At 68.8% G+C, this 21879-nt stretch carries 21 protein-coding genes and 1 tRNA gene; 5 read left to right on the top strand and 17 right to left on the bottom strand.

Features of this window, described 5'->3' with window-relative positions:
- Positions 1-9: 9 nt before the first annotated feature.
- The 8 genes from ABIC44_RS04745 to ABIC44_RS04710 form a co-directional block, all read right to left on the bottom strand.
- Complete coding sequence (locus tag ABIC44_RS04745; RefSeq protein ID WP_307102387.1) at positions 10-495, bottom strand: chemotaxis protein CheW; 486 nt, start codon at positions 493-495, stop codon at positions 10-12.
- Positions 492-2417, bottom strand: a complete 1926-nt coding sequence (locus ABIC44_RS04740) for a CHASE3 domain-containing protein (RefSeq protein ID WP_354294000.1) — start codon at positions 2415-2417, stop codon at positions 492-494. The genes ABIC44_RS04745 and ABIC44_RS04740 overlap by 4 nt, the downstream gene beginning before the upstream one ends.
- Positions 2418-2548: 131 nt before the next feature.
- Positions 2549-4333 carry a methyl-accepting chemotaxis protein gene (locus ABIC44_RS04735; RefSeq protein ID WP_354293999.1) on the bottom strand — a complete coding sequence of 595 codons (1785 nt, stop codon included), beginning with the start codon at positions 4331-4333 and terminating at the stop codon, positions 2549-2551.
- Between the two features lie 59 nt (positions 4334-4392).
- Positions 4393-4896 (bottom strand): chemotaxis protein CheW, encoded by a 504-nt coding sequence (locus ABIC44_RS04730; RefSeq protein WP_309691920.1) that lies wholly within the window; start codon positions 4894-4896, stop codon positions 4393-4395.
- Between the two features lie 4 nt (positions 4897-4900).
- Positions 4901-6898 (bottom strand): chemotaxis protein CheA, encoded by a 1998-nt coding sequence (locus ABIC44_RS04725; RefSeq protein ID WP_354293997.1) that lies wholly within the window; start codon positions 6896-6898, stop codon positions 4901-4903.
- Positions 6895-7263: a response regulator gene (locus ABIC44_RS04720; protein ID WP_307102379.1), complete on the bottom strand. Its 369-nt coding sequence runs from the start codon at positions 7261-7263 to the stop codon at positions 6895-6897. Before ABIC44_RS04720 ends, ABIC44_RS04725 begins: the two co-directional genes overlap by 4 nt.
- Positions 7260-7574, bottom strand: a complete 315-nt coding sequence (locus ABIC44_RS04715; RefSeq protein ID WP_307102377.1) for an STAS domain-containing protein — start codon at positions 7572-7574, stop codon at positions 7260-7262. Before ABIC44_RS04715 ends, ABIC44_RS04720 begins: the two co-directional genes overlap by 4 nt.
- A gap of 466 nt (positions 7575-8040) precedes the next feature.
- Positions 8041-8859 (bottom strand): arylamine N-acetyltransferase family protein, encoded by an 819-nt coding sequence (locus tag ABIC44_RS04710; protein WP_354293995.1) that lies wholly within the window; start codon positions 8857-8859, stop codon positions 8041-8043.
- 107 nt (positions 8860-8966) lie between these two features.
- Between ABIC44_RS04710 and ABIC44_RS04705 the strand changes: the two genes are divergently transcribed.
- Positions 8967-9902, top strand: coding sequence for an L-threonylcarbamoyladenylate synthase (locus ABIC44_RS04705; RefSeq protein WP_354293994.1), 936 nt, complete (start codon positions 8967-8969; stop codon positions 9900-9902).
- Between the two features lie 232 nt (positions 9903-10134).
- Here the strand turns inward: ABIC44_RS04705 and msrA are convergent, their stop codons facing one another.
- Positions 10135-10674 carry a peptide-methionine (S)-S-oxide reductase MsrA gene (gene msrA / locus ABIC44_RS04700; protein ID WP_354293993.1) on the bottom strand — a complete coding sequence of 180 codons (540 nt, stop codon included), beginning with the start codon at positions 10672-10674 and terminating at the stop codon, positions 10135-10137.
- A gap of 77 nt (positions 10675-10751) precedes the next feature.
- Between msrA and galE the strand changes: the two genes are divergently transcribed.
- Both galE and ABIC44_RS04690 read left to right on the top strand, forming a co-directional pair.
- Positions 10752-11759 (top strand): UDP-glucose 4-epimerase GalE, encoded by a 1008-nt coding sequence (gene galE, locus ABIC44_RS04695; protein WP_309691902.1) that lies wholly within the window; start codon positions 10752-10754, stop codon positions 11757-11759.
- Positions 11760-11764: 5 nt separating this feature from the next.
- Positions 11765-12616, top strand: a complete 852-nt coding sequence (locus tag ABIC44_RS04690; protein WP_354293991.1) for an HpcH/HpaI aldolase/citrate lyase family protein — start codon at positions 11765-11767, stop codon at positions 12614-12616.
- Here the strand turns inward: ABIC44_RS04690 and ABIC44_RS04685 are convergent.
- Complete coding sequence (locus ABIC44_RS04685; protein ID WP_354293990.1) at positions 12593-13267, bottom strand: phosphatase PAP2 family protein; 675 nt, start codon at positions 13265-13267, stop codon at positions 12593-12595. The two genes, ABIC44_RS04690 and ABIC44_RS04685, sit on opposite strands and share 24 nt — an antisense overlap.
- Before the next feature lie 254 nt (positions 13268-13521).
- Here ABIC44_RS04685 and ABIC44_RS04680 point away from each other — a divergent pair, with 254 nt between their 5' ends.
- On the top strand, positions 13522-13653 hold the full coding sequence (locus tag ABIC44_RS04680) for a hypothetical protein (RefSeq protein WP_309691896.1): 132 nt from the start codon (positions 13522-13524) through the stop codon (positions 13651-13653).
- Positions 13654-13800: 147 nt separating this feature from the next.
- Here ABIC44_RS04680 and ABIC44_RS04675 read toward each other — a convergent pair whose 3' ends face one another.
- The 4 genes from ABIC44_RS04675 to folK all read right to left on the bottom strand — a co-directional run bounded on the left by ABIC44_RS04675 (position 13801) and on the right by folK (position 18131).
- Positions 13801-14895, bottom strand: coding sequence for a glycosyltransferase family 2 protein (locus ABIC44_RS04675; RefSeq protein WP_354293989.1), 1095 nt, complete (start codon positions 14893-14895; stop codon positions 13801-13803).
- Positions 14892-17444 (bottom strand): DegT/DnrJ/EryC1/StrS family aminotransferase, encoded by a 2553-nt coding sequence (locus ABIC44_RS04670; RefSeq protein ID WP_354293987.1) that lies wholly within the window; start codon positions 17442-17444, stop codon positions 14892-14894. Before ABIC44_RS04670 ends, ABIC44_RS04675 begins: the two co-directional genes overlap by 4 nt.
- A 114-nt stretch (positions 17445-17558) precedes the next feature.
- A tRNA-Lys gene (locus ABIC44_RS04665) sits at positions 17559-17634 on the bottom strand.
- Positions 17635-17654: 20 nt separating this feature from the next.
- The gene (gene folK, locus ABIC44_RS04660; RefSeq protein WP_354293986.1) at positions 17655-18131 is read right to left on the bottom strand and encodes a 2-amino-4-hydroxy-6-hydroxymethyldihydropteridine diphosphokinase; all 477 of its coding nucleotides are present in this window, start codon (positions 18129-18131) and stop codon (positions 17655-17657) included.
- Between the two features lie 22 nt (positions 18132-18153).
- On the opposite strand from folK, the gene ABIC44_RS04655 reads away from it, so the two are divergent.
- Positions 18154-18828, top strand: a complete 675-nt coding sequence (locus tag ABIC44_RS04655; RefSeq protein ID WP_354294174.1) for a uracil-DNA glycosylase — start codon at positions 18154-18156, stop codon at positions 18826-18828.
- Positions 18829-18868: 40 nt separating this feature from the next.
- On the opposite strand, the gene aguB is transcribed toward ABIC44_RS04655, so the two are convergent.
- The 3 genes from aguB to ABIC44_RS04640 all read right to left on the bottom strand — a co-directional run bounded on the left by aguB (position 18869) and on the right by ABIC44_RS04640 (position 21875).
- Positions 18869-19717 carry an N-carbamoylputrescine amidase gene (aguB, locus tag ABIC44_RS04650; RefSeq protein ID WP_354293984.1) on the bottom strand — a complete coding sequence of 283 codons (849 nt, stop codon included), beginning with the start codon at positions 19715-19717 and terminating at the stop codon, positions 18869-18871.
- A gap of 19 nt (positions 19718-19736) precedes the next feature.
- Positions 19737-20759 carry a hypothetical protein gene (locus ABIC44_RS04645; protein WP_354293982.1) on the bottom strand — a complete coding sequence of 341 codons (1023 nt, stop codon included), beginning with the start codon at positions 20757-20759 and terminating at the stop codon, positions 19737-19739.
- Between the two features lie 144 nt (positions 20760-20903).
- Positions 20904-21875: an agmatine deiminase family protein gene (locus ABIC44_RS04640; RefSeq protein ID WP_354294172.1), complete on the bottom strand. Its 972-nt coding sequence runs from the start codon at positions 21873-21875 to the stop codon at positions 20904-20906.
- Positions 21876-21879 lie beyond the last annotated feature (4 nt).

Below are 21879 nucleotides of genomic sequence, written 5' to 3'. Positions count from 1 at the left end.
CCCCGAAAGTCAGGCCGCCGCCGCAAGGGACATGGGGCCGTCGAGATCGTCCGCCGCGAACAGCCGACCGGGATCGAGCAGCGCGACGAAGCCCGTGCCGCGCCGCAGGATCGCCTCGATCTGCTGCGATCGCCATCGGCCGCCGACACCGGGCGAATCCTCGATCATGTCCGCCGCGAAGATGCTGACGTCGAGCACCCGGTCGACGACCAGCCCGAGCGAGAGCGGCACGTCCCCCGCCCCGACCAGGTCGACGACCAGGATCCGGGTCGTCAGCGTCGGTTCGACCGGCGAGAGGCCCAGCCGCGCGCGCAGGTCGACCATCGGCACCGACAGGCCGCGCACATCGGTCAGCCCCAGGAACCAGTCGGGCGCGGCCGGCACCCGATAGGCCGGACGATGGTCCAGGATCTCGCGGACGCTGGTCACGGGAAGCGCGAATTCCTCCTCCCCCAGTCCGAAGACCACGACCTGGATGTCGCCGCGCGCGCTCATGCCGCGCGTCCGAATTCGGCGTCCTCGCCGTCCGGGCCGCCATTGCTCAGGTCGAGCGCGAAGCCGTGCGCGCGGGCCTGCTGATCGGCAACCGACTGGGAACGCGGCGCGGGCTTGGCCTTTCGGGCGGCGGCGCGGCGATCGGCCGGCTTGGCGGCACGCGACGATCGGGCGGACCCGGCGCGGTCGCGGTCATCCACGTTGAAATAGGAAATGCTTTCCTGAAGCTCCTCGGCCTGGCTCGCCAGTTCCTCCGAGGTGGACGAGATCTGTTCGGCGGCCGAGGCGTTCTGCTGCGTGACCTTGTCGAGCTGCTGGATGGCGCCGTTGATCTGGACCGCGCCGACATCCTGTTCGCGGCACGCGGCGCTGATCTCGGCGACCAGCTCGGCGGTGCGGCGGATGTCGGGGACGAGGCGGCTGAGCATCTCGCCCGCTTCGACGGCGGCGGTGACGGTGTCGGACGACATGCCGCTGATCTCGGCCGCCGCCATCTGGCTGCGCTCGGCGAGCTTGCGGACCTCGGCGGCGACCACCGCGAAGCCGCGACCATGTTCGCCCGCGCGGGCCGCCTCGACCGCCGCGTTCAGCGCCAGCAGGTCGGTCTGGCGGGCGATCTCCTGCACGATGCCGATCTTCTCGGCGATGGTGCGCATCGCGACGACCGCCTTCTGTACCGCCGCGCCGCTCTGTTCGGCGTCCTGCGACGACTGACGTGCGATCTTCTCGGTCTGGGTGGCGTTGTCGGCATTCTGTTTGATGTTGGCGGCCATCTGCTCCATCGAGGCCGAAGCCTCCTCGGCGGCGGCGGCCTGTTCGGTCGCGCCCTGGCTCACCTGTTCCGACGACGACGACAGCTGCTGGCTGCCGCTCGCGACATTCTGTGCCGCCTGGGTCGCATCGCCGACGACGCCGCGCAGACGCTCCACCATCGTGACCAGCGCATGGCCCAGCCGGTCCTGGTCGGACAGCGGCTTGGGCTGGACGGTCAGGTCGCCCCCGGCAATCTCCCCGGCGATGGCGGCGATCCCCTCGAAGCTGCGGCGCAGCGCGTCGAGATTGGCGTTCAGCTGATCGGTCAGGCCGCCGAAACGCTGGGTCATGCCGACCGTCGTGTCGCCCCTGGACACGGCATCCAGCACGCCCGAAATCTGGTCGAACGCGCCCTCGACCGCGCCGACGCTGCCCTGCATCTGCCCGATCTCGTCGCGGCGATTGGTCGCCAGCGGCTCGGCGATGCGGGCCAGCGCCTGGGACAACAGGCCGATGGGGCGGGCGATCGTGCGGGTCATCAACAGGCCGATCGCGACCGCCGCCAGCACGCTGGCCGCCATGCCGATCCAGATGGCCAGGGTGATCGTCGAGAAGGCGTCCCGCTGCGCCTCCTGCCGCTGGGCGAGCAGGGTGCGTTCGGTGGCGACCAGTTCGCCGACCCGGCCACGCAGCTGGTCCATCGCCGCCTTGCCCGCACCGCTGCTCTCCAGCGCGCGCGCGCTCTCGCGGGTTTCGGGATGCGCCATCAGGCGGATGGCCTTTTCGGCGACATCGTTATGCCAGCTTTCCGCCAGCCGCCGGATATCGTCCAGCCGCGACTGCTGCGCCGGATTGTCGCTGGTCATCGCCTTGACCTCGGTCCAGGCCTGCGAAAAATCGGTCCAGCCCTTGTGATAGGGCTTCAGGAAGTCATCGTTCCCCGACACCAGATAGCCGCGATAGCCGGTTTCCTGGTTGACCATATTGGTGACGATATCGTCCGCCGTGGCGATGACCTTATAGGTATGCTCGTTGATCTCGGTGGTCGATTTGACCTTGCCCGCATTGGACAGGATCACCCCGTCGACGCCGACCGTAATCGCGATGATCGCGCCCAGACATAATGTCAGCTTCTTCGATATCGACAGATTGTTGAACAGCGTCAGCATGGTGATGTCCCAAGGAGGAAAAAAGGACGCACGCCGGGGCCTCCGCGTCTTGGCGCGCGGATGACGGTCGGCGTTGCGGGTGGAAAAGGGGGGGTGGGGGAGGCGATCCGCCTCCCCCGGTCACGCAGCGATCAGGCGGCGCGTCCGAAATCGGCGTCCTCGCTGTCGGGACCGCCATTGGCCAGGTCGAGCGCGAAGCCGCGCACCCGCGCCTGCTGGTCGGCGATCGAGCCGGATCGCGAGGCCGGGCTGGCCTTCTTGGCCGGCGCGGCGCGCTGGACGACCGGCTTGCGAACCGCCGAGCTGCGCACATGCTGGCCACCGGCCTTCTCGACGCGGAAATAGGCGATGCCTTCCTGAAGCTCCTCGGCCTGGCTGGCCAGTTCCTCCGAGGTGGACGAGATCTGCTCGGACGCCGAGGCGTTCTGCTGGGTGACCTTGTCGAGCTGCTGGATAGCCTCGTTGATCTGGACCGCGCCGATATCCTGTTCGCGGCACGCGGCGCTGATCTCGGCGACCAGCTCGGCGGTGCGGCGGATGTCGGGGACCAGCCTGGTCAGCATCTCGCCCGCCTGGGTGGCGGCGGCGACGGTGTCCGAGGACATGCCGCTGATCTCGGCCGCGGCCGACTGGCTGCGCTCGGCGAGCTTGCGGACCTCGGCGGCGACGACCGCGAAGCCGCGACCATGTTCGCCCGCGCGCGCCGCCTCGACGGCCGCGTTCAGCGCCAGCAGGTCGGTCTGGCGCGCGATTTCCTGCACGATGCCGATCTTTTCGGCGATGGTGCGCATCGCGACGACCGCCTTCTGCACCGCCGCACCACTCTGTTCGGCGTCCTGCGACGACTGGCGTGCGATCTTCTCGGTCTGGGTCGCGTTGTCGGCATTCTGTTTGATGTTGGCGGCCATCTGCTCCATCGAGGCCGAGGCCTCTTCGGCGGCGGCGGCCTGTTCGGTCGCGCCCTGGCTCACCTGCTCCGACGAGGAGGACAGCTGCTGCGACCCCGCCGCGACATTCTGCGCCGCCTGGGTCGAGTCGCTCACCACGCCGCGCAGACGCTCGACCATCGAGACCAGCGCATGGCCCAGCACGTCCTTGTCCGACAGGGGCTGGTGGCTGACGGTCAGGTCGCCGCTGGCGATCGTATCGGCCAGCTGGGCGCTCTCGCGCAGATTGGCGGTCATGCGATTGACGGTGTCGACCAGGTCCTTGATCTCGTCATTGGTCTTGACGGTCACATCCTGGCTGAGATCGCCGATGGCCACCGCGTCGAGCGCGACCGACACCTTGCTCAGCCCCTGCGACACCAGGCGCGCGATCCAGAAGGCCGCACCGATCGCGATCAGGATCGCCGCCACCGCCGTCGCCAGCAGGATGTTGCGCGCCTGCTCATATTGCGCATTGGTATCGGCATCGGCCTGCTTCATCGCGTCCTGCGCGATATTGACGATCTGGTCGATCTGGTCGGACATGGTGCCCGCGATCTCGCGCGACTTGGACACCGAAAGCTGTCCGGCCTCGGCATTCTTGTTGACCAGTGCCAGGCTGCGGATCTGGTCGTTGACCGGCACATATTGCTCGAAGAGCGACTGGACCTGCATCCAGCGCGGCTTGCCGTCGGCGCTGGCGATGTTCAGCCCCGTCGCGATCATGTTGCGCGTCTCGCTGCGCGCCTTCATGACCTGTTCGTCGAACTTGCGGGTCAGCGCATCGTCGTTGGTCAGCGCCATGTTCTTTTCGAAGCGCAGCGTCTTGTTCATCCGCTCATTGACCATGAGCGCGATCTCCAGCCGCTTGGCGGGGCCCGCGATGACGTCGGTGATCGCCGTGTTCAGCGCGTTCATCTTGGCGATGCCGACGCCGATGACGGCCAGCAAAAGCAATATCGTGACGGCAAAGCTGGCCGCCAGTTTCATTTTTATCGTTGCTCGCATGATTTTGTCCCCCCGCGCAAATGGCTGATATGTCGTATGTTTTAGTGGATGCTTGCCGCCTCGGTCGCATGGGCGGTCAAACGCGAGAACAGGGCCGCCAGATCGGGCAGGACGACGACGTCGCCCTCGCGCCGGACCAGGCAGCGAACATGGTCGCGCGGCCAGCGCATGCCGATGACGGGCGCCTCCTCCGCATCGCCCGCATGCAGCACGGTCACCTCGTTCACCCGGTCGGCGGTCAGGCCGATCAGGATCGGATTGCCGTCCAGGTCGAGTTCGATGACGATGATCCGGCTGTCGGCGGTGGTGCTCAGCGCCTCCATCCCGAACGAACCGCGCAGATCGGCCAGCGGCACGATGCGCCCGCGAAAGTTGATGACCGCCGCGGCCAGCGGATCGGCGCCCGGCACTGCGGTGACCGGCATCATGTCCAGTATCTCGCGGACGATGCCCGCCTCCAGTGCGAAGGTCTCTCCGCCCAGGCCGAAGGTCAGGACCTCCAGCCCCTGGTCGGGCGTCCAATGGGGTACTTTGTGATAGGGCATGGGCTTATCCAGCGGCCAGACGCCGCTCCTCCCTGGGCTGGCTCAGCGCGATCAGCTGGGCGATGTCGAGGATCAGGGCGACCGAACCGTCGCCCAATATGGTCGCGCCCGCAAAGGCCGCGACGTTGCGGTGAAGCGGCGACATCGCCTTGATGACCGTCTGGTGGTTGCCGATGATCTGGTCGACGACCAGGCCGACCCGCTCCTGGCCGGTGCCGACCACCACGATCTTCTGATAGGTGTCGGGCTTGGTCCCGGTGTCGAACAGGTCGCGCAGCCGCAGGAACGGCACCAGCCGCTCGCGCAGCGTGATGATGCTGCGCCCGCGCGAACGCAGATCCTCCTCCAGCGACAGCTCCAGGCATTCCTCGACCGCCGCGAGCGGGATGACATAGCGTCCCTCACCCACCCGGACGAGCAGCCCCTCGATGATCGCCAGCGTCAGCGGAATGCGCAGCGTGATGGTCGAACCCTGGCCGGGCACGCTCTTCACGTCGATCGAGCCGCGCAGGCTTTCGATCGTGCGCTTGACCACGTCCATGCCGACGCCGCGCCCGGACAGGTTGGTGACCTGCGCCGCCGTCGAGAAGCCGGGGTGGAAGATCAGGCCCAGCAGCTCGTCCTCACCGACCACCTGCCCCGGCTGGATCAGGCCATTGGCCTCCGCCTTGGCACGGACCCGCTCGACATCGATGCCGCGCCCGTCGTCGGTGATGGTGATCAGCACCTCGCCGCCCGCCTGATGCGCGCTGAGGCGGATCAGGCCGCTGGCCGACTTGCCCGCCGCGAGGCGGTCCTCGGCCCGTTCCAGCCCATGGTCGCAACTGTTGCGGATGATATGGACCAGCGGGTCGAACAGCCGCTCGATCACCGTCTTGTCGACCTCGGTCGTCTCGCCCTCGGTGACGAGTTCGATCGTCTTGCCGGTCTCGATCGCCAGATCGTGGATCAGGCGGCGGAAGCGGCCGAACAGCGTCGAGACCGGCACCATGCGCAGGATCATCATCGTGTCGCGCATCTCGCCCGCCAGCCGCTCGATCTCCTCGGAGACGGAGCGCAGGCTCAGGTCATGGCCATGGCCCGCCAGCTGCGACAAGCGGCTCTGCGCGATGACGAGCTCGCCGACCCGGTCCATCAGTTCGTCGAGACGCTCGGCGGGGACGCGGACATGCTCGCCCTGCGACCGGTTGGCCGGGGTGCGCGCAGGCTGGTCGTTCGCCGCGACCGGGGCCGTGACGGCGGGCGCGGGGGCCGGAGCCGCGACGGGCGATGCCGCCGCCGGTTCGTCCGCCACCGCCGGTTCCTCGCTCGCCTCGACCGCCAGCGGGGCGATGGTGATCTCCATATCGTCCATGACGAACAGGAAGACGTCCTCGATCGCATCGCGCGAGATGTCGCCGATCAGCGTGCAGTCCCAGCCGACGACGCAATGGCCGGGCTCGAAGGTGCCGAGCGCGGGAATCTCGTCGGTCCGCGCGACGATCGTCGCCTCGCCCAGCTCGCGCAGCTCGTCGAGCAGCGCCAGCGGATTGGTGCCGTTGGCCATCGCGTCGGGCGGCAGGCGGAAGGACAGCGTCCAGCCCGTCCTGACCGGCGCGGCGACGGGCGCGGGCACTTCGCCAGCCCCGCCCGCCGCGGCATCGACCGCCGCCGCCAGCCGGGTCAGGATCGCCTGCCCCTCGGCCTCGGGCGCATCGCCCTCGACCAGCGCGCGCATATGGTCGCCCGCCGACAGGATGACCGACACCAGGTCCGGCGTCGCGCGAACATCGCCCTTGCGGACGCGGTCGAACGCGGTTTCGCAGTGATGGGTGAAGGCCGCCAGCTTGTCGAAGCCGAACATCGCGCCCGAGCCCTTGAGCGTGTGAAGCCCCCGGAACACGGCATTGACCAGGCCCATATCGTCCAGCCGGTGCCCCAGATCGAGCAGCCCCTGCTCGACCTGCTCCAGAAGCTCGCCCGCCTCGATCCGGAAGGCGGCTGTCGGATCCTCGCCGCTCACCGTGCGAGGACCTTCTGCGCGACGCGGATCAGCTGTTCGGGCTGGAAGGGCTTGACCAGCCAGCCGGTCGCGCCCGCCGCCTTGGCCTGCGCCTTCATCGCGTCGTCCGATTCGGTGGTCAGGAAGATGATCGGCACACCCGCCTGCGCGGGTTGCTGGCGCAGCGCGCGGATCATCTCCAACCCGTCCATATTGGGCATGTTCAGGTCGGTGACGATCAGGTCGAACCGGGTCGCGGTCGCCTTGCTCAGCCCCTCGACGCCGTCCGCGGCTTCGGTCACCGCATAGCCCGCGCCGGTCAGCGCGATGCGGATCGCCATGCGCAGGGAGGCGCTGTCGTCAACGGTAAGGATCGAGGCGGTCATTGGTCCGTATCTCCGTGGAACCAGAATTGGCTGTGTTCGGGGTTGGGGTGGGGCAGGAAGGCCGCCCGGTTGAGAAGCGCGCGGAAGGACTCGCCCGCCGGGGCCGCCAGGGCGAAATCGCAATCGACCTCCGCCGCGCCGACCCGTGCCGCCTGGACGAGCTGGACGACGCTCAGATCGGGGGCGGCGACCTCGGAGAGATCCAGCCGGACCGTCGCGCCCGGCGTGATGGCCGCCTGCAATTCCTCGGCAAGCGTGCCGATGTTCGGCAGGCACAGATTCTCGCTTGCCATCACTGTCGTGATCGACATGATTTTATCCTTCGCAGCAAAGATTCGACGGCGCAGGATCGCGCCTGCGTCGAGGATCACTTATCTATCGGGACGATCGTCAAGATTTCGGCGCCCGGTTCCGTATCCCAATCGGGAGTCACCCTTGTCGCGCGGCTGCACCCGGCTTGCCTTGGCACGGGTGAAGGGGCGTGTTTAAGGGTCGACTCATTTGTAATTCCCCCGCATTCATTTGGAGGGATAGGGATCAAAGGTAAAATGCCCCTTAAATGGGCAAAAATTTCTGCCCAAAATGGCGAATTATTGGGCGCGCCTGTGCGATGTCCTGAAAAGCCGCCATTTCATCGGCGTCAGATGGCGCGGCGCGCACGGGACAACCCGTCCGGGCAAGCATCCGCCGGACGGCATTTCGGTGAAGATCGATCGGGCGCGACCGCGAATCGCACCGCCACCGGGCGACGGCGCGATTCGCGGACGGGGTTCGGGATTATTCGGCGAACAGGGTCGCGGTTTCGTCGGCAGTCAGGTCGATGCCGAACATCAGGCTCATCCGCATCCGATAGACGCGTGGGTCGGTGATCGTTCCTTCCGTCACCTCCTGCCCGACGCAGCGGCGATAATGCCGGCCGGTCAGCGTCGCAAAGCCGCGCGGCAGGATGATGCTGACGATATTGGCCAGGCGGAACCGGCTCTCCTCATAGGTCGAGGTCCAGTGGTTGCCCATCGCCAGGTCGGCATCCCAGACATGGTCGGTGGTGAAGCTGTATTGCGGCTCCCACCCCTCGCCCATCGAGCGGCCGTCGGTGTTGCCCGGATGCCCGTCGCGCAGCAGCATCCAGCCATGCTGGACGTCACGGGTCAGCCGGAAACGCGCGCCGTCGGGGCCCTTCGCCTCCGCCCCGTCGACCAAAGGCATCGGCGGCGAATAGCTGCCCCCGAAGCCCGCATCGGCGATCCAGTCCTGGCCATCGATATGGACGAGGCTGAACGTATGGGTGGTCGGCGGCACGTCGGTCGCGCGCAGCCAGACCCGCGCCAGGAGCGGCCGCGCGGCAAAGCCATGCGCCGCCAGCACGTCGAGGAGCAGCCGGTTCTGCTCGAAACAATATCCGCCGCGCCGGGCCCCGACCAGCTTGGCGAAGACGCTGGCGCTGTCGATCGCGATCGGACGGCCGAGGCGGACGTCGAGATTCTCGAACGGGATGGCCAGCCGGTGCGCGCGCTGCAACCGCGCCAGCCCTTCGGCATCGACGGTCACGCGCGAGGGAAGGGCGATGCGGGCGAGATAGGAATCGAGGTCGAACATGGCCCAGCAGATAGGATGCCCAACCGCGATTGTCGAAGGGGCGCGCGCATGGCCCTGCCCCGCCCCCTTATCGCGCACGTCCCGACAGGATATAGGCCGCGTCAGCCATGACCTTTCCCGATCACGACCCGACCCTGCCCTTCGGCCCTTCCGCGATCCGTGCCGCCGCCGAGGTCATCGCGGCGGGCGGGATCGTCGCGGTGCCGACCGAGACGGTCTATGGCCTCGCCGCCGATGCGACCGACGCGGCGGCGGTGGCGCGGATCTATGCGGCCAAGGGGCGGCCGTCCTTCAACCCGCTGATCGTCCATGTCGCCGATCTGGCGGCGGCGCAGGCGCTGGCCGACTTCGATGCCGAGGCGCTGGCGCTGGCCGAGACCTTCTGGCCCGGCCCGCTGACGCTGGTGCGCCCGGTCCGGGCGGGGTCGGGCATCGCCTCGCTGGTGACGGCGGGGCTGGACACGGTGGCGATCCGGGTGCCGCGCCACCGCGCGATGCAGGCGCTGCTGGCGGAGAGCGGCCGTCCGCTCGCCGCCCCCTCCGCCAATGCCAGCGGCGGGATCAGCCCGACCCGCGCGTCCCATGTCCGCGCCAGCCTGGGGCCGGACGTGCCCATTCTGGACGACGGCGCGACCGAGGCGGGGCTGGAATCGACGATCGTCGCGGGCCGCACCATCCTGCGCCCCGGTCCGGTCACGGCGGCGATGCTGGCGGGCGTGCTGGGCACGGTCGAACAGGGGCCGGACACTCCCGCGATCGTCACCGCGCCGGGGCAGCTCGCCAGCCATTATGCCCCGCGCAAGGCGCTGCGGCTGAACGCCACGGCAGCGGATACGGACGAATGGCTGATCGGCTTCGGCGCGGTCGCGGGCCACGACACGCTGTCGGCGAGCGGCGATCCGGTCGAGGCCGCCGCACGGTTGTTCGACGCCCTCCACCGCGCCGATGCAAGCGACCACGCCCGCCTGGCGGTCGCCCCGATCCCGGCGGACGGGATCGGCGAGGCGATCAACGACCGGCTGCGGCGCGCGGCGACGCGATAGTGTTTGCGGCGAGGCCCTGGATTTCGCTCAGCGCGAAGGAAAAACCCTCCCTCCGTTCGGCCTGAGCGAAGTCGAAGGCCAAGGGATCAACCGACACCACAAGGGCATTTTTGGCAAACGTCCGGGGCGTGGCCTTCGACTACGCTCAGGCTGAACGGGAGAATGGGATCGCTCCACTGCTCCGTTCACGCTGAGCGGAATCGAAGCGTACGCCCCGACCTCGCCCCGGAATTTACGCCGTCACCGCCTTCGACCGCGCGGCGAAGCTCTTGCGCAGCTTCTGGAGCTTGGGCGGGATCACCGCCATGCAATAGGGGTTGGACCGTCCCGAGGTTTCCCAATAATCCTGGTGATAATCCTCCGCCGGATACCATTCGGCCATCGGCTCGATCGCGGTGACGATCGGCTTGTCGCTGCCGTCCTGCGCGCGCGCCTTCGCCGCCACCATCGCGGCCTCCTGCGCCTCGCCGGCCGGGAACATCGCCGAGCGATATTGCGTGCCCACGTCATTGCCCTGGCGGTTCAGCTGCGTCGGATCATGCGTCGCGAAATAGATGTCGAGCAGATCGTCCAGCGCCAGCTGCTCGGGGTCGAAACCGATGCGGATCGCCTCGGCATGGCCGGTATCGCCGCCGCACACCTGCTTGTAGGTCGGGTTGGGCACGGTCCCGCCGATATAGCCGCTCTCGACCGACTCGACCCCGATCACGTCCTTGAACACCGCCTCGGTGCACCAGAAACATCCGCCGGCCAGCGTCACATATTCGGTCACTCGGAATCTCCTTGTCGTCTTGTGTGCCTAGATAGGAAGGCGCTAGGCGACGACAATCCAAGGCTTTGGGACAAAAGATGATGGCGACGATCGACGGCAAGGTGATGGTGACCGGCGGCGCCGGCTATATCGGCAGCCATGCCGTGTTGGCGCTGCTGGATGCGGGCTACGACGTCGTCGTGCTCGACAATCTCGTCACCGGCTTCGACTGGGCGGTCGATCCGCGTGCCTCGCTGGTGGTCGCCAATGTCGCCGACGACGAAGCGGTGCGCGCCGCGATCCGCGAGCATGGCGTGCGCGCGATCATGCACTTCGCCGGTTCAATCATCGTCCCCGAGTCGGTCACCGATCCGCTCAAATATTATCGCAACAACACCGCCGCCAGCCGTTCGCTGATGGAAAGCGCGGTGGCCGAGGGCGTGGCGCATTTCATCTTCTCCTCGACCGCCGCCACCTATGGCACGCCCGAACGCGTGCCGATCAAGGAGAGCGATCCCAAGGCGCCGATCAATCCCTATGGCATGTCCAAGCTGATGACCGAGATCATGCTGAAGGACGTCGCCGCCGCGCATCCGATCAACTATTGCGCGCTGCGCTATTTCAACGTGGCGGGGGCCGATCCGCAGGGCCGCTCGGGCCAGTCGACGGTCGGCGCGACCCATCTCATCAAGATCGCGGTCGAGGCGGCGATCGGCAAGCGTGAGGCGGTCGGCGTCTATGGCACCGATTTCGCGACCCGCGACGGCACCGGCGTGCGCGACTATATCCATGTCTCCGACCTCGCCGCCGCGCATGTCGCCGCGCTGGAGCTGCTGGTCGCGCAGCCGGGCGAGAGCCACACGCTGAACTGCGGCTATGGTCGCGGCTTCTCGGTCCTCGAGGTGCTCGACGCGGTCGACCGGGTGACGAACCTGACCATCGAGCGCCGGATGGAGGGCCGCCGCGCGGGCGATCCCGCGGAACTGGTCGCCGACAATAGCGCGATCCTGGCGGCGCTGCCCTGGCGCCCGCAACGCGACGATCTGGACGGCATCGTCCGCGACGCGCTGGCCTGGGAGCGCAAGCTGGCCGAAATGGGCCGCTGACGCCGATGCGGCTGCGTTCGCTCCTGTTCGTGCCGGGCGACCAGCCCAGCCTGATGGCCAAGGCGCTGCGAACGGAGGCGGACGCGCTGATCCTCGACCTGGAGGATTCGGTCGCGGCCCAGGCCAAGCCGGCGGCGCGTGAGGCCGTCGCCCGCTTCCTGTCCGCCCCGCGCGAGACGGACAAGGCGATCTTCGTCCGGATCAACCCGGTCGACGGACCGCTGGCCGCCGACGATCTCGCCATCATCCTGCCCGCGCGTCCCGACGGCCTCGTCCTGCCCAAGGCGGAAGGGCTGGCCAGCTTGGACGCGCTGGCGGCGCTGGGGGTGGCGGACATCCCCGTCCTGCCCCCCATCCTGCCCATCGCCACCGAGACCCCGGCGGCGATCTTCCGGCTGGGCGACTATGCGGGCGCGCGCCTGCCGCTCGCCGGGTTGACCTGGGGCGCGGAGGACCTGCCCGCCGCGATCGGCGCCACGACCGCGCGCCATGCCGATGGCGGCTATACCGCCCCCTATCAGCTGGCCCGTTCGCTGACCCTGTTCGGGGCGCACGCGGCGGGTGTCGCGGCGATCGAGACGGTCTATCCCGATTTCGGCGACGCGGACGGGCTGGCCGATTATGCCGCGCGCGGGCGGCGCGACGGCTTTACCGGCATGATGGCGATCCATCCCCGGCAGGTGCCGGTGATCAACGCCGCCTTCACCCCGACGCCCGAAGAGGTGATCCGGGCGCAGGCGATTGTCGACCTGTTCGCGGCGAACCCCGGCGCGGGGGTGCTCCAGCTGGACGGCAAGATGCTCGATGCGCCGCACCTGAAGGCGGCGGAGCGGCTATTGGCGCGCGCCGCGCCATGACTCGCGGGCGGCGGCGGTCGCCCACCACCAGCCCAGCGCCCAGAGCGTTCCGAAACACCATCCGGCGGCCACGTCGGACGGCCAGTGGACGCCCAGATACACGCGGCTGACCCCGATCATCCCGACCAGCAGCACCGCCAGGATTACGATCATGTGGCGCACCCGCCGCTCCTGCGTCACCTGCGTCGCGAGCGCGGCCAGCGTCAGATAGACCATCGCGCTGCCCGCCGCATGGCCGCTGGGAAAGCTGGCATTGGACACGTCCACCCAGTGCGGCACCAGATCGGGCCGCGCCCGCGCGACGATCGTCTTGACCAGGGTCACCGCCATGCCCCCGCTGATCCCCGCCGCCGCCGTGGCGATCGCGGTCAGCCACAGCCGACGTGCGGCCAGCAGCGATACGGCCCCCGCCATGATCAGGATCAGCACCGGCACGCTGCCCAGCGCGGTGACATCGACCGCCGCCCGCATCAGCGCGCGCGACTGGCCGTGCGCGCGCAGCCCGGTCAGAATCGCCCGGTCCCAGGCAAAGGGCCAGTGATCGATCAGCAGGCCCAGAATCAGCAGAAGCGCCAGCGCCGTTGCGCCCGCGGCGGCGCCGCGCAACGCCAGCGGCATGGTCGAGGGTCGAACACCGGGTTCGCTCAACACGGACGCGGGGCGCATATCGGGGACGGGGTTCGGGTCTGTCATAGGAGGGTGCTGATCGTGCCATCTCCCTGGCAAGGCAAGGGGAAATGCCCGATTTCCGGGCCTGGCGGGGCCAAGGCGCGCATTTTGCCCCTCCCCTTTTTCCTGAACGGAGAATTTATCAATCAGGCTGATTTGAAAAATGGGTTTGCTTCTCGGCGAATTTTGTCGCAGAAATGTCTCATACCGGCAGGCAGACCGGTCGGAGAGGACCGATGACCATGAACGATAACGCCATTTCGCCCGTTGACCGTTTGCTGATCCTGGCCTTCGGTGCGATGGCCAGCTGGGTCGCCGTTGGCGGCGTCGCGCTGGGCGCCTCGCGACTGGTTCATCATCTTTTCTGATTTTTCCGGGGCTTGCGGATCGACAAGCCCGGCTCCCAAGACGTACTGATTGCCATCCCCCGCGCAGCCCCCCTCTGCGCGGGCTTTTGTTTGGGCCGTCCGCAAGCGGCCCTTCCCGATCCCGAAGCGCGACATTGCCGCCGCGAATCACCCCTTGGACGATTCGTTTTCTACGGTGGATCGGTTCGATTCCCGACGGATGCGACGCAGCTGTCGCACCGCGCCGATGGCGCGCCAGCGCAGCAGATCGTCCAGCCCCGCATAGCCCAGCCCCAGATGCGGCGGCCGCGCGCTCAGCACATCGCCCAGCGTCACGCCTCCCGAGCGCAGAGCGGCGCGCGCCAGTTGCCGCCATCGCCGCGCGGTTTCCCAGCGGATCAGCGTGAGGGATTCGTCGCGCGGCGCGACCTCGGCGACGAAGGCCGCCTGCAATCCCGCGATCGCCCGTCCCAGCCGCCGGAACGTCGCCCCGTCCGCGACCGGCAGGCCGCCCATATTGTGCCGGACCAGCAGCCGCGCCACCGCCTCGGCCTCCGCGCCCAGATGCGGCCGATGCGCCTCGGCCAGCACCCGCGTCGCGCTGTCCCGCATCGTGTCGGTGAAGCGCTTGGACACGCCCCCGGCATGCTGGCGATAGATCAGCAGCGGCTCGTCGAGCCGCGCGATCCGGCCGAAGGGGCGGATGCGATGATACAGGTCGAAATCCTCGGCATAGAGGATGTCGGGCCTCGTGAAGGGATCGAGCCGCCGCGCGACCTCGGCACGGACCATCACCGTCGACCAGACCAGCGGATTCTCGATCCAGCTCAGCCAGGCTATCAGATCGGGGGTGGTGTGCGGCGCATAGTTCATGGGCAGGATCCGTCCCTCGACCCATTGCTCCGCCTGCGCGCCCACCAGCACGATATCGGGATTCGCCTCCAGATAGGCGACCTGCCGCGCCAGCCTTTCGGGACGGCAGAGATCGTCCTGGTCCAGCCCCGCCAGATAGCGCCCCCGCGCCTCGGCAAAGCCGCGATTGCGCGTCCGCACCGGGCCACCATTCACCGCATTCTCGATCAGGCGAACACGCGGATCGCGCCAGTGGCGCACCAGCGCGCGGGTGTCGTCGGACGAACAATCGTCGACGACCAGCGCCTCCCACCGGGTCAGCGTCTGGGTTTCCAGGCTGGCCAGCGTCTCACCGATCAGCGCCGCGCCGTTATAGGCGGGAATGACGACGCTGACGATCGGATCGCTCATGCCGCCGCCGCACCCGATTGCGCATCGCCCTGCCCCAGCACCTGATCGACGATCATCCGGCCGACATCGTTCTGCCACAGCCACAGCCCGTTGGCCTGCCCCCGAAAGCTCCTTTCTCCCCCCAGCGGCCCCCAGGGCACGAACCCGGCGGACAGGCCGATGCCATAGGCGCCCGGCACCGGGCGATCCTGCGCATCGAGGATATGGCAATGGCGGTCGACCATCGGCCGCCCCTCCTCATGCGCCAATGCGATGGCCACCCCGGCGGCGTCGAACAGCGGCAGCGCGCGCGGACGATAGCCGAGCGCCCCGATCACCAGATCGGCCGCGCCGATAATGGCGCGCGCGTGCAGGTCCGCATCGCCCGCTATCCGGTGAAGCGCCAAGCGCGGATCGGGTGTGCGCCCGCCAAGCGCCAGCATCCGCAGCACCAGTTCGCGCGACTCCAGCCGCAACCCGGCAAGGCGCAGCACGAAGCCGCTGACCGGGCAGATGTCGTCCGGGGTGAAATCGGTGAACCCCTCGGCATGGGCGGCCTCGACCGTCGGGAAGAAGGGCTTGGGCGGCGTCCGGGCGAGCAGGGTGATCGCCTCCGCTCCGAAGGGCAGATCGTGGCATTTGAGCAGCTGCACGGCGCAGGCGATCGCGCTGGTCGATGCGCCGATGATCGCGATGCGCGGCGCGCGGACTCCCGCCAGCCGCTCCCGCGCCCGGTCGATCCCGCCATGCCGCAGCAGCGTGTCGGATCGCATCAGCCGGTCCCCCGCCATGTCGCCCAGCCGCACGCCCGCCACCATCGTGTCGGCGATCTGTTCGTCGGTCTGGTATCCCCCAGTAGCTATGACGATATGTCGCGAAGTCAGGGTGCGGACGCCATCGGGACCGTTTAGGGTGGTGCGCCACCCGCCATCAGCCATGCGGTCCGCGCGCACCGCCTCGGTCGCGGTCAGGACCGCCCCGCCATGATCCGTCACGATCCCGCGCAGCCGCTGCGCCGTCGCCTCCAGCAGCGGCGCGGTATCGCGAAGCGGCGCGCCCAGCGCCCCGCAATAGCCCGCCATCACCTGCCCCGCCGGATGCGCCTCCAGCGCGGCCAGTTCGGGATGCGGATTGCCCTTCACCGCCGACAGGAAGGTCTCGGCGGTGGTGTCCGAGCGGATGGCATAGCCGCCCAGTTCGCCCGCGCCGATCCGGTCCGACCGCTCGACCAGGACCAGTCCCTGCCGGGCCAGCGGCACCAGCTGTCCCGTCTTGCTCGCCGCGATCAGGATCGCGGTCCCCGCCGGGCCGCCCCCCACCACCAGGCAGCCACAGGGCCGGTCGCGGTCCGGCGCGCGCGCGGGCTCGCCCCCGGCGGCGATGCGCGCGACCACCGCCTTCAGCCGCTCGGCGACGATCCCGGCATCGCCCGGCTTCATCCCGTCCGTGATCGGCAGGCTCAGCATCCGCGCCGACAGCGCGTCCGCGACCGGGGTCGGCTGGATCAGCGCGGTGTCGCGGAACAGCGGCTGCTCGCCGAGATGCGGGCTGAAATAATGGCCCGCCCCGACGCCGTCCGCCGCCAGGGCGGCGATCACCGCATCGCGGCGCCCGGCAATCGCTGGCGGCAACAGCACCGGCATGAACTGCGTCGCCTGCCGCCGCCCCCGCTCCGCCTGAAAGCCATAGCCGGGCAGGCTTTCGCGATATTCGCGGTCCAGATCCGCGCGCGCGGCGCAGACGGCGTCGATCTCCGCCAGTTTCGTACGCGCCATCAGGGCCAGTATCTCGGGCATCTTGGCGTTGATGCCGGGCAGCGTCGCAACCCGCCCGCGCTCGAAACCGAAATTCACCATCGCGCGCAACTGGTCGATGCGGTCGCCATCGCCGCTATAGACCAGCCCGCCCTCCCCGACCGAAAAGGTCTTGGTCGCGTGCATCGAATAGACCAGCGCGAAGGGCGCACCCGTGCCGAACCCCTGCCCCCGTTCGTCCAGCGTGCCCAGCGAGGCCGCCGCATCGACGACCACCCCCACGCCATGGCGCCTGGCCAGCCAGGCATAGCGATCCAGGTCGATGTCCGTGCCGAACGTGGCATAGGGCACGATCGCCCCGATCCGGTCGCCATGGCGCGCGAGCATCCGCTCCTCCTCGCCCGGATCAGCCGTCCAGCTTTGCGGATCGACATCGACGATCAACGGCGTCAGCCCCGCCCAGATCGCCGCCTGCGCGGTCGCGGCAAAGGTCATCGCAGGCATCATCGCCAGCATGCCGGGCTTCGGCGCCATGCCCGCCGCCTGCCGGATGGCGATCATCAGCCCCAGCGTCGCATTGCCCACCGCCAGCGCCGCCCCCCGGCCGTCGAAGAGCCGGTCCACCATCTCCGCCTCGAGCGCGCGGACTTCGGGGCCGTTGTTGCTGAACTGCCCAGACGCCTCGATCCGCTTCAGCCCGTCCAGATGCTCGGACAGCCGGGGCGGTTGGGGGGCGATCAGCGGAAAATCCATGCGGCGCTCGTCCTGTTCGGCGCGCCAGCATCCTACGTCATTGGCGCCGCTACGGATTACCATGGGGCAGCCCCTGCCGCCATGACCCCATCGGGCCACCCGTATCAGGCGGGGACGTGCGGGGCGCTTATGCCACCCGCCGATCGGGAAAGGTCCGCAATGTCTTGAAACACCCCGTGGTGGGTCCGCCGGGACTCGAACCCGGGACCTCTCGATTAAAAGTCGCTTGCTCTACCAACTGAGCTACGGACCCTCCATCGGGGTGGAAGCGACCTAGGGGCGCGGACGCCTGCGGTCAACACCATGTCGCAAATGTCTGACCCGGCGGCCGTCGCGCGGATCGCGCCAGTCCGCGGCGATGGCGGCCAGCGGGTGCAGCACGAAGGCGCGCGCGGCATAGGCGATGTGCGGGACGACCAGTCCCGGCGACCGCCAGGCCCCGCCCGACCACAGGATGATGTCGAGGTCGATCACCCGCGCGCCCCAGCGCTGGCCGCGCCGCCGCCCGAAGGCGCGTTCGATCGCCTTCAGCCGCGCCAGCATCGCGGGCGGATCGAGCGGGCTGTCGACCAGCGCGGCGGCATTGGCGAAGGCCCGGATCGACGGGCCGACCGGCGCGGTGACGATGATCGGCGACACCGCGCGGACATCGCCCAGCTCGGCCAGCGCCGCGCGGATCTCGGCGCGCGGCGAGCCATGCCGCCCCGGACGGTTGGAACCCAGCGCGATGGCATAGCTTGTCGTCGTCATGCCCGACGACTACCCGAGCGCGATGTCCGATGCATCCTTTCCCGCCATCCCCGCACCGCTCGTGCCCGTCCAGCCGCCCCATGACTGCCCGCTATGCCCCCGTCTGGTCGAAGTCCGCCACGCGGTCGCCGCCGAATATCCCGGCTGGTGGAACGGCCCCGTGCCGCCCTTCGGCGATGCCGATCCCTGGCTGGCGATCGTCGGCCTGGCCCCCGGCAAGCATGGCGCGCATCGCACCGGCCGCCCCTTTACCGGCGATGGCGCCGGGCCGCTGCTCTATGGCACGCTCGCCCGGTTCGGGCTGGCCGAGGGGAATTTCGACGCGCGGGTCGATGACGGCCTGACGCTGAACGGCGCGGTGATCCTGAACGCGGTCAAGTGCCTGCCGCCCGAGAACAAGCCGACGCCCGACGAAATCCGCACCTGCCGCACCTTCCTGGAGCAGGAACTCGCCGCGCTGCCCCGGCTGTCGGTCGTCATCGCACTGGGCGAGATCGCGCACCGATCGGTCATCAAGGCGCTGGGCGGACGCCTGCCCAAGGCGCGGTTCGCGCATCTGGCCGAGCACCGCCTGCCCGGCGGCGGGCCGGTGGTGCTCGATAGCTATCACTGCTCCCGCTACAACCAGAATACCGGGCGACTGACCCCCGCCATGTTCAAGGCGGTGTTCGAACGGGCGCTGGCCTTGCGGGGATGATCCCGCTCCTCCCCAAGCGCGCTTGGGGAGGAACAAGACGTCAGATATCCTGGACCAGCCGTCCGTACAGCTCGGGACGGCGGTCGCGGAAGAAGCCGAACGCCGCGCGGTGGCGCTTCACCCGGTCGATATCGAGCGTGGCGACGATCACGCCCTCTTGCTCGCGGTCCAGCTCGGCCAGGATGTCGCCGCGCTCGTCGCAGATGAAGCTGGTGCCGTAGAAAGTCTGGCCATGTTCGCAGCCGACCCGGTTGGCCGCGACGATCGGCACGACGTTCGACACCGCATGGCCGACCATCGCGCGCCGCCACAGCCGGGCGGTGTCGAGGCTATCGTCATGCGGCTCGCTGCCGATCGCGGTGGGGTAGAACAGGATTTCGGCGCCCATCAGCATCATCGCGCGCGCCGTCTCGGGATACCATTGGTCCCAGCAGATACCGACGCCCAGCTTGGTCGCGGGGCCGTCCCACACCTTGAACCCGGTATTGCCGGGGCGGAAATAGAATTTCTCCTCATAACCCGGACCGTCCGGGATATGGCTCTTGCGATAGACGCCCGCGACCTGCCCGTCGGGATTGATCATCGCCAGCGAGTTATAGTGATGCGGGCCGTCCGCCTCGAAGAAGCTGGTCGGGATATGGACCTTCAGCTCGGAGGCCAGCGCCTGCATCGCGCGCACCGCCTTGTGCTCGGCGGTCGGCTTGGCGTTGGCGAACAGCCCCTCGTCCTCGACGCGGCAGAAATATTCGCCCTCGAACAATTCGGGCGGCAGGATCACCTGCGCCCCCTGGGCCGCCGCCTCGCGGACGAGGCGCGACACCTCGGCGATGTTGCGGTCGATATCGGCGGTGAAGGCCAGTTGCAGCGCGGCGACGGTGATCTGGGTCATGGCCACGCCCTTTAATGGCTCAGGACCGGCCCGTCACCCGCCGAGTGACCAGCCGGCCGCGCAATTCGTCGAGGAAGCGACCGGGCTCGTCGAGCCGCAACGCGATCGCGTGGACCGGCGCGCCATGCCAGGGCGAACGGGGCGGCAGCGGCGTTTCGAGCCGGAGCATCAGGTTGGGCCACGCGAGCAACGCCACGTCCCAGCTGCCCGGCGCCCGCACCGTCTCGCCATCGGGATTCGCCGTGACTTCGGCGATCGCTTCATAGGGGATTGTCCGGTCGATCAGAATCCCGGCGCGAATCCGTACCCCCGCCGGGGTCAGCAACACAGGTGCCAGTCGCAGCGACTTGATGAGACCGACCAGATAGAGAAGCGACACGTCGCTGATCGCGAACAGGATCCACGCCAGCGTCCGGTTCCAATGCGCGATGAGCAGGTGCGTGACCCCGATCTCGATGCAGGATAGCAGCAGCAGCGCGATCATCATCGGCTGGAGATAGCGGTGATAGGCAAAGCCGATCGTCCCCAGCGGCACGTCGGGTGCGCCGTTCCAGCGAAACAGGGCCAGATGCAGCAGCCTCGCCTCGGCCATGGCGAAGCGCGCAAGTGGCGGGGGTAGAATTTCGCCAAGCAATGCGCCCCAGCGATCGGGATCACGCGCATCCCAATGTCGCACCCGCTCCGCCACGCGCCACAGGCCCCAGCCACCATGAAGGCCGATCGCGACCACCGGCACCGCCAGCGCCCAGGGCATGTCGACCAGGGCGGCGCGGATCGGCACCGGCGACAGGGAAAGGACCGCCGAACCCGCCATCGCCATGGCAGCAATGCCCGCGCGCCAGCCGGGACGGCGATGGCGGGCGATCAGGCCCAGCATCATCGCGTCGGAGGCGACCCACAGGAACAGCAATGCCGCCGCATAGGGATGGGCCAGCGCGATCGGCAGGCGGAGCAGGGCCGCCGCCGCCATGATAACGAGGGGAGGGACGATGGCCGACCAGACGGAACGATCGGGCGTGGCAGTCGAGCGGGCGATCATCATGGCGCATCCCCCTTCTATCATGAAAGGAGTAGCACCTTATGCGAGGGGCCGCATCCCCGATCCCTCTCCGCTGGAAGCGTTACACAGCAAAAAGGCCCGCGCTCCCCTCCGGAAGCGCGGGCCCTTTGTCAGCCTCGATTCGGATCAGCGCGCCGGGATTTGCTGCGAGATGCAGTGGAAGCTGCCGCCGCCGGTCAGGATCGCGTCGGCGCGCAGGCCGACGACCTGATGGTCGGGGAAGATCGCCTGGATCGCCGCGACGCCCGCATCGTCATTCTCGCTGCCATAGACCGGCACGACGACCGCCGCATTGCCGATATAGAAGTTCATATAGCTGGCGGGCACCACCTCTTCGTCGCGCAGCACACGGCCGGGCGACGGGATGGTCACGACCTCCAGCCCGGCCGCCTCGGCGGTCCGCTTGGCGGCGGCATAGACCTGCCAGTTGGGGTCGTTCTCGGCCGCCTCGGGCATGGCGACCCGGTTCGGTCCGACAAAGCGCGCCAGATTGTCGACATGGCCGTCGGTATGGTCGTTGAGCAGGCCGTCGCCCAGCCAGACGATCCGCGTCAGCCCCAGGTCGCGCGCCAGCCGGTCGGCGATCGCCGCCTCGCTCAGCTCGGGGTTGCGATTGGGATTGAGCAGGCACTGGCGCGTGGTGATGGCCAGCCCGGTGCCGTCGCCATCGATCGCGCCGCCTTCCAGCACCCAGTCGCACGCCGTCGCCGCGATACCGCGATCCTCGGCCAGCCGCGCGCCGACCGTATCGTCGCCGGGCAGGTCGTATTTGCCGCCCCAGCCGTTGAACTGGAACAGCCGCGCCGATCCGTCGCCGGTGACGATCGGGCCGGTGTCGCGCAGCCAGATATCGCCGAACGGCTGGACTACGACGTCCGCCGCGTCGCCCGCCATGGCCCGCGCGGCATCGGCCGCCTCGCCGTCTGCGGCGACCAGGATCACCCGCTCGCCCCGGCCATCGGCATGGACGGCGCGGGCAAAGGCCAGCACCTCCTCGCGTGCAGGCTCCAGATCCTCCTGCCACAGCTCGGGATGGCTGGGAAAGCCGATCCACACGGCGTCATGCGGGGCCCATTCGGGCGGCGGGGGCGTGGTCACGGTC

This window comes from Sphingomonas sp. 1185, assembly GCF_040544655.1.
In the GTDB taxonomy this organism is placed as follows: Bacteria; Pseudomonadota; Alphaproteobacteria; order Sphingomonadales; family Sphingomonadaceae; genus Sphingomonas.
Note: the sequence above shows the minus strand (reverse complement) of the source record. Positions and strands in the feature narration are given on the sequence as shown.

Excerpts from the sequence above, each read along its gene's own strand:
- ABIC44_RS04745 (WP_307102387.1), bottom strand. The coding sequence starts at position 495 with ATGAGCGCGCGCGGCGACATCCAGGTCGTGGTCTTCGGACTGGGGGAG.
- ABIC44_RS04740 (WP_354294000.1), bottom strand. The coding sequence starts at position 2,417 with ATGCTGACGCTGTTCAACAATCTGTCGATATCGAAGAAGCTGACATTA.
- ABIC44_RS04735 (WP_354293999.1), bottom strand. The coding sequence starts at position 4,333 with ATGAAACTGGCGGCCAGCTTTGCCGTCACGATATTGCTTTTGCTGGCC.
- ABIC44_RS04730 (WP_309691920.1), bottom strand. The coding sequence starts at position 4,896 with ATGCCCTATCACAAAGTACCCCATTGGACGCCCGACCAGGGGCTGGAG.
- ABIC44_RS04720 (WP_307102379.1), bottom strand. The coding sequence starts at position 7,263 with ATGACCGCCTCGATCCTTACCGTTGACGACAGCGCCTCCCTGCGCATG.
- ABIC44_RS04715 (WP_307102377.1), bottom strand. The coding sequence starts at position 7,574 with ATGTCGATCACGACAGTGATGGCAAGCGAGAATCTGTGCCTGCCGAAC.
- ABIC44_RS04710 (WP_354293995.1), bottom strand. The coding sequence starts at position 8,859 with ATGTTCGACCTCGATTCCTATCTCGCCCGCATCGCCCTTCCCTCGCGC.
- ABIC44_RS04705 (WP_354293994.1), top strand. The coding sequence starts at position 8,967 with ATGACCTTTCCCGATCACGACCCGACCCTGCCCTTCGGCCCTTCCGCG.
- galE (WP_309691902.1), top strand. The coding sequence starts at position 10,752 with ATGATGGCGACGATCGACGGCAAGGTGATGGTGACCGGCGGCGCCGGC.
- ABIC44_RS04690 (WP_354293991.1), top strand. The coding sequence starts at position 11,765 with ATGCGGCTGCGTTCGCTCCTGTTCGTGCCGGGCGACCAGCCCAGCCTG.
- ABIC44_RS04680 (WP_309691896.1), top strand. The coding sequence starts at position 13,522 with ATGACCATGAACGATAACGCCATTTCGCCCGTTGACCGTTTGCTGATC.
- ABIC44_RS04675 (WP_354293989.1), bottom strand. The coding sequence starts at position 14,895 with ATGAGCGATCCGATCGTCAGCGTCGTCATTCCCGCCTATAACGGCGCG.
- ABIC44_RS04670 (WP_354293987.1), bottom strand. The coding sequence starts at position 17,444 with ATGGTAATCCGTAGCGGCGCCAATGACGTAGGATGCTGGCGCGCCGAA.
- folK (WP_354293986.1), bottom strand. The coding sequence starts at position 18,131 with ATGACGACGACAAGCTATGCCATCGCGCTGGGTTCCAACCGTCCGGGG.
- ABIC44_RS04655 (WP_354294174.1), top strand. The coding sequence starts at position 18,154 with ATGTCCGATGCATCCTTTCCCGCCATCCCCGCACCGCTCGTGCCCGTC.
- aguB (WP_354293984.1), bottom strand. The coding sequence starts at position 19,717 with ATGACCCAGATCACCGTCGCCGCGCTGCAACTGGCCTTCACCGCCGAT.
- ABIC44_RS04645 (WP_354293982.1), bottom strand. The coding sequence starts at position 20,759 with ATGATGATCGCCCGCTCGACTGCCACGCCCGATCGTTCCGTCTGGTCG.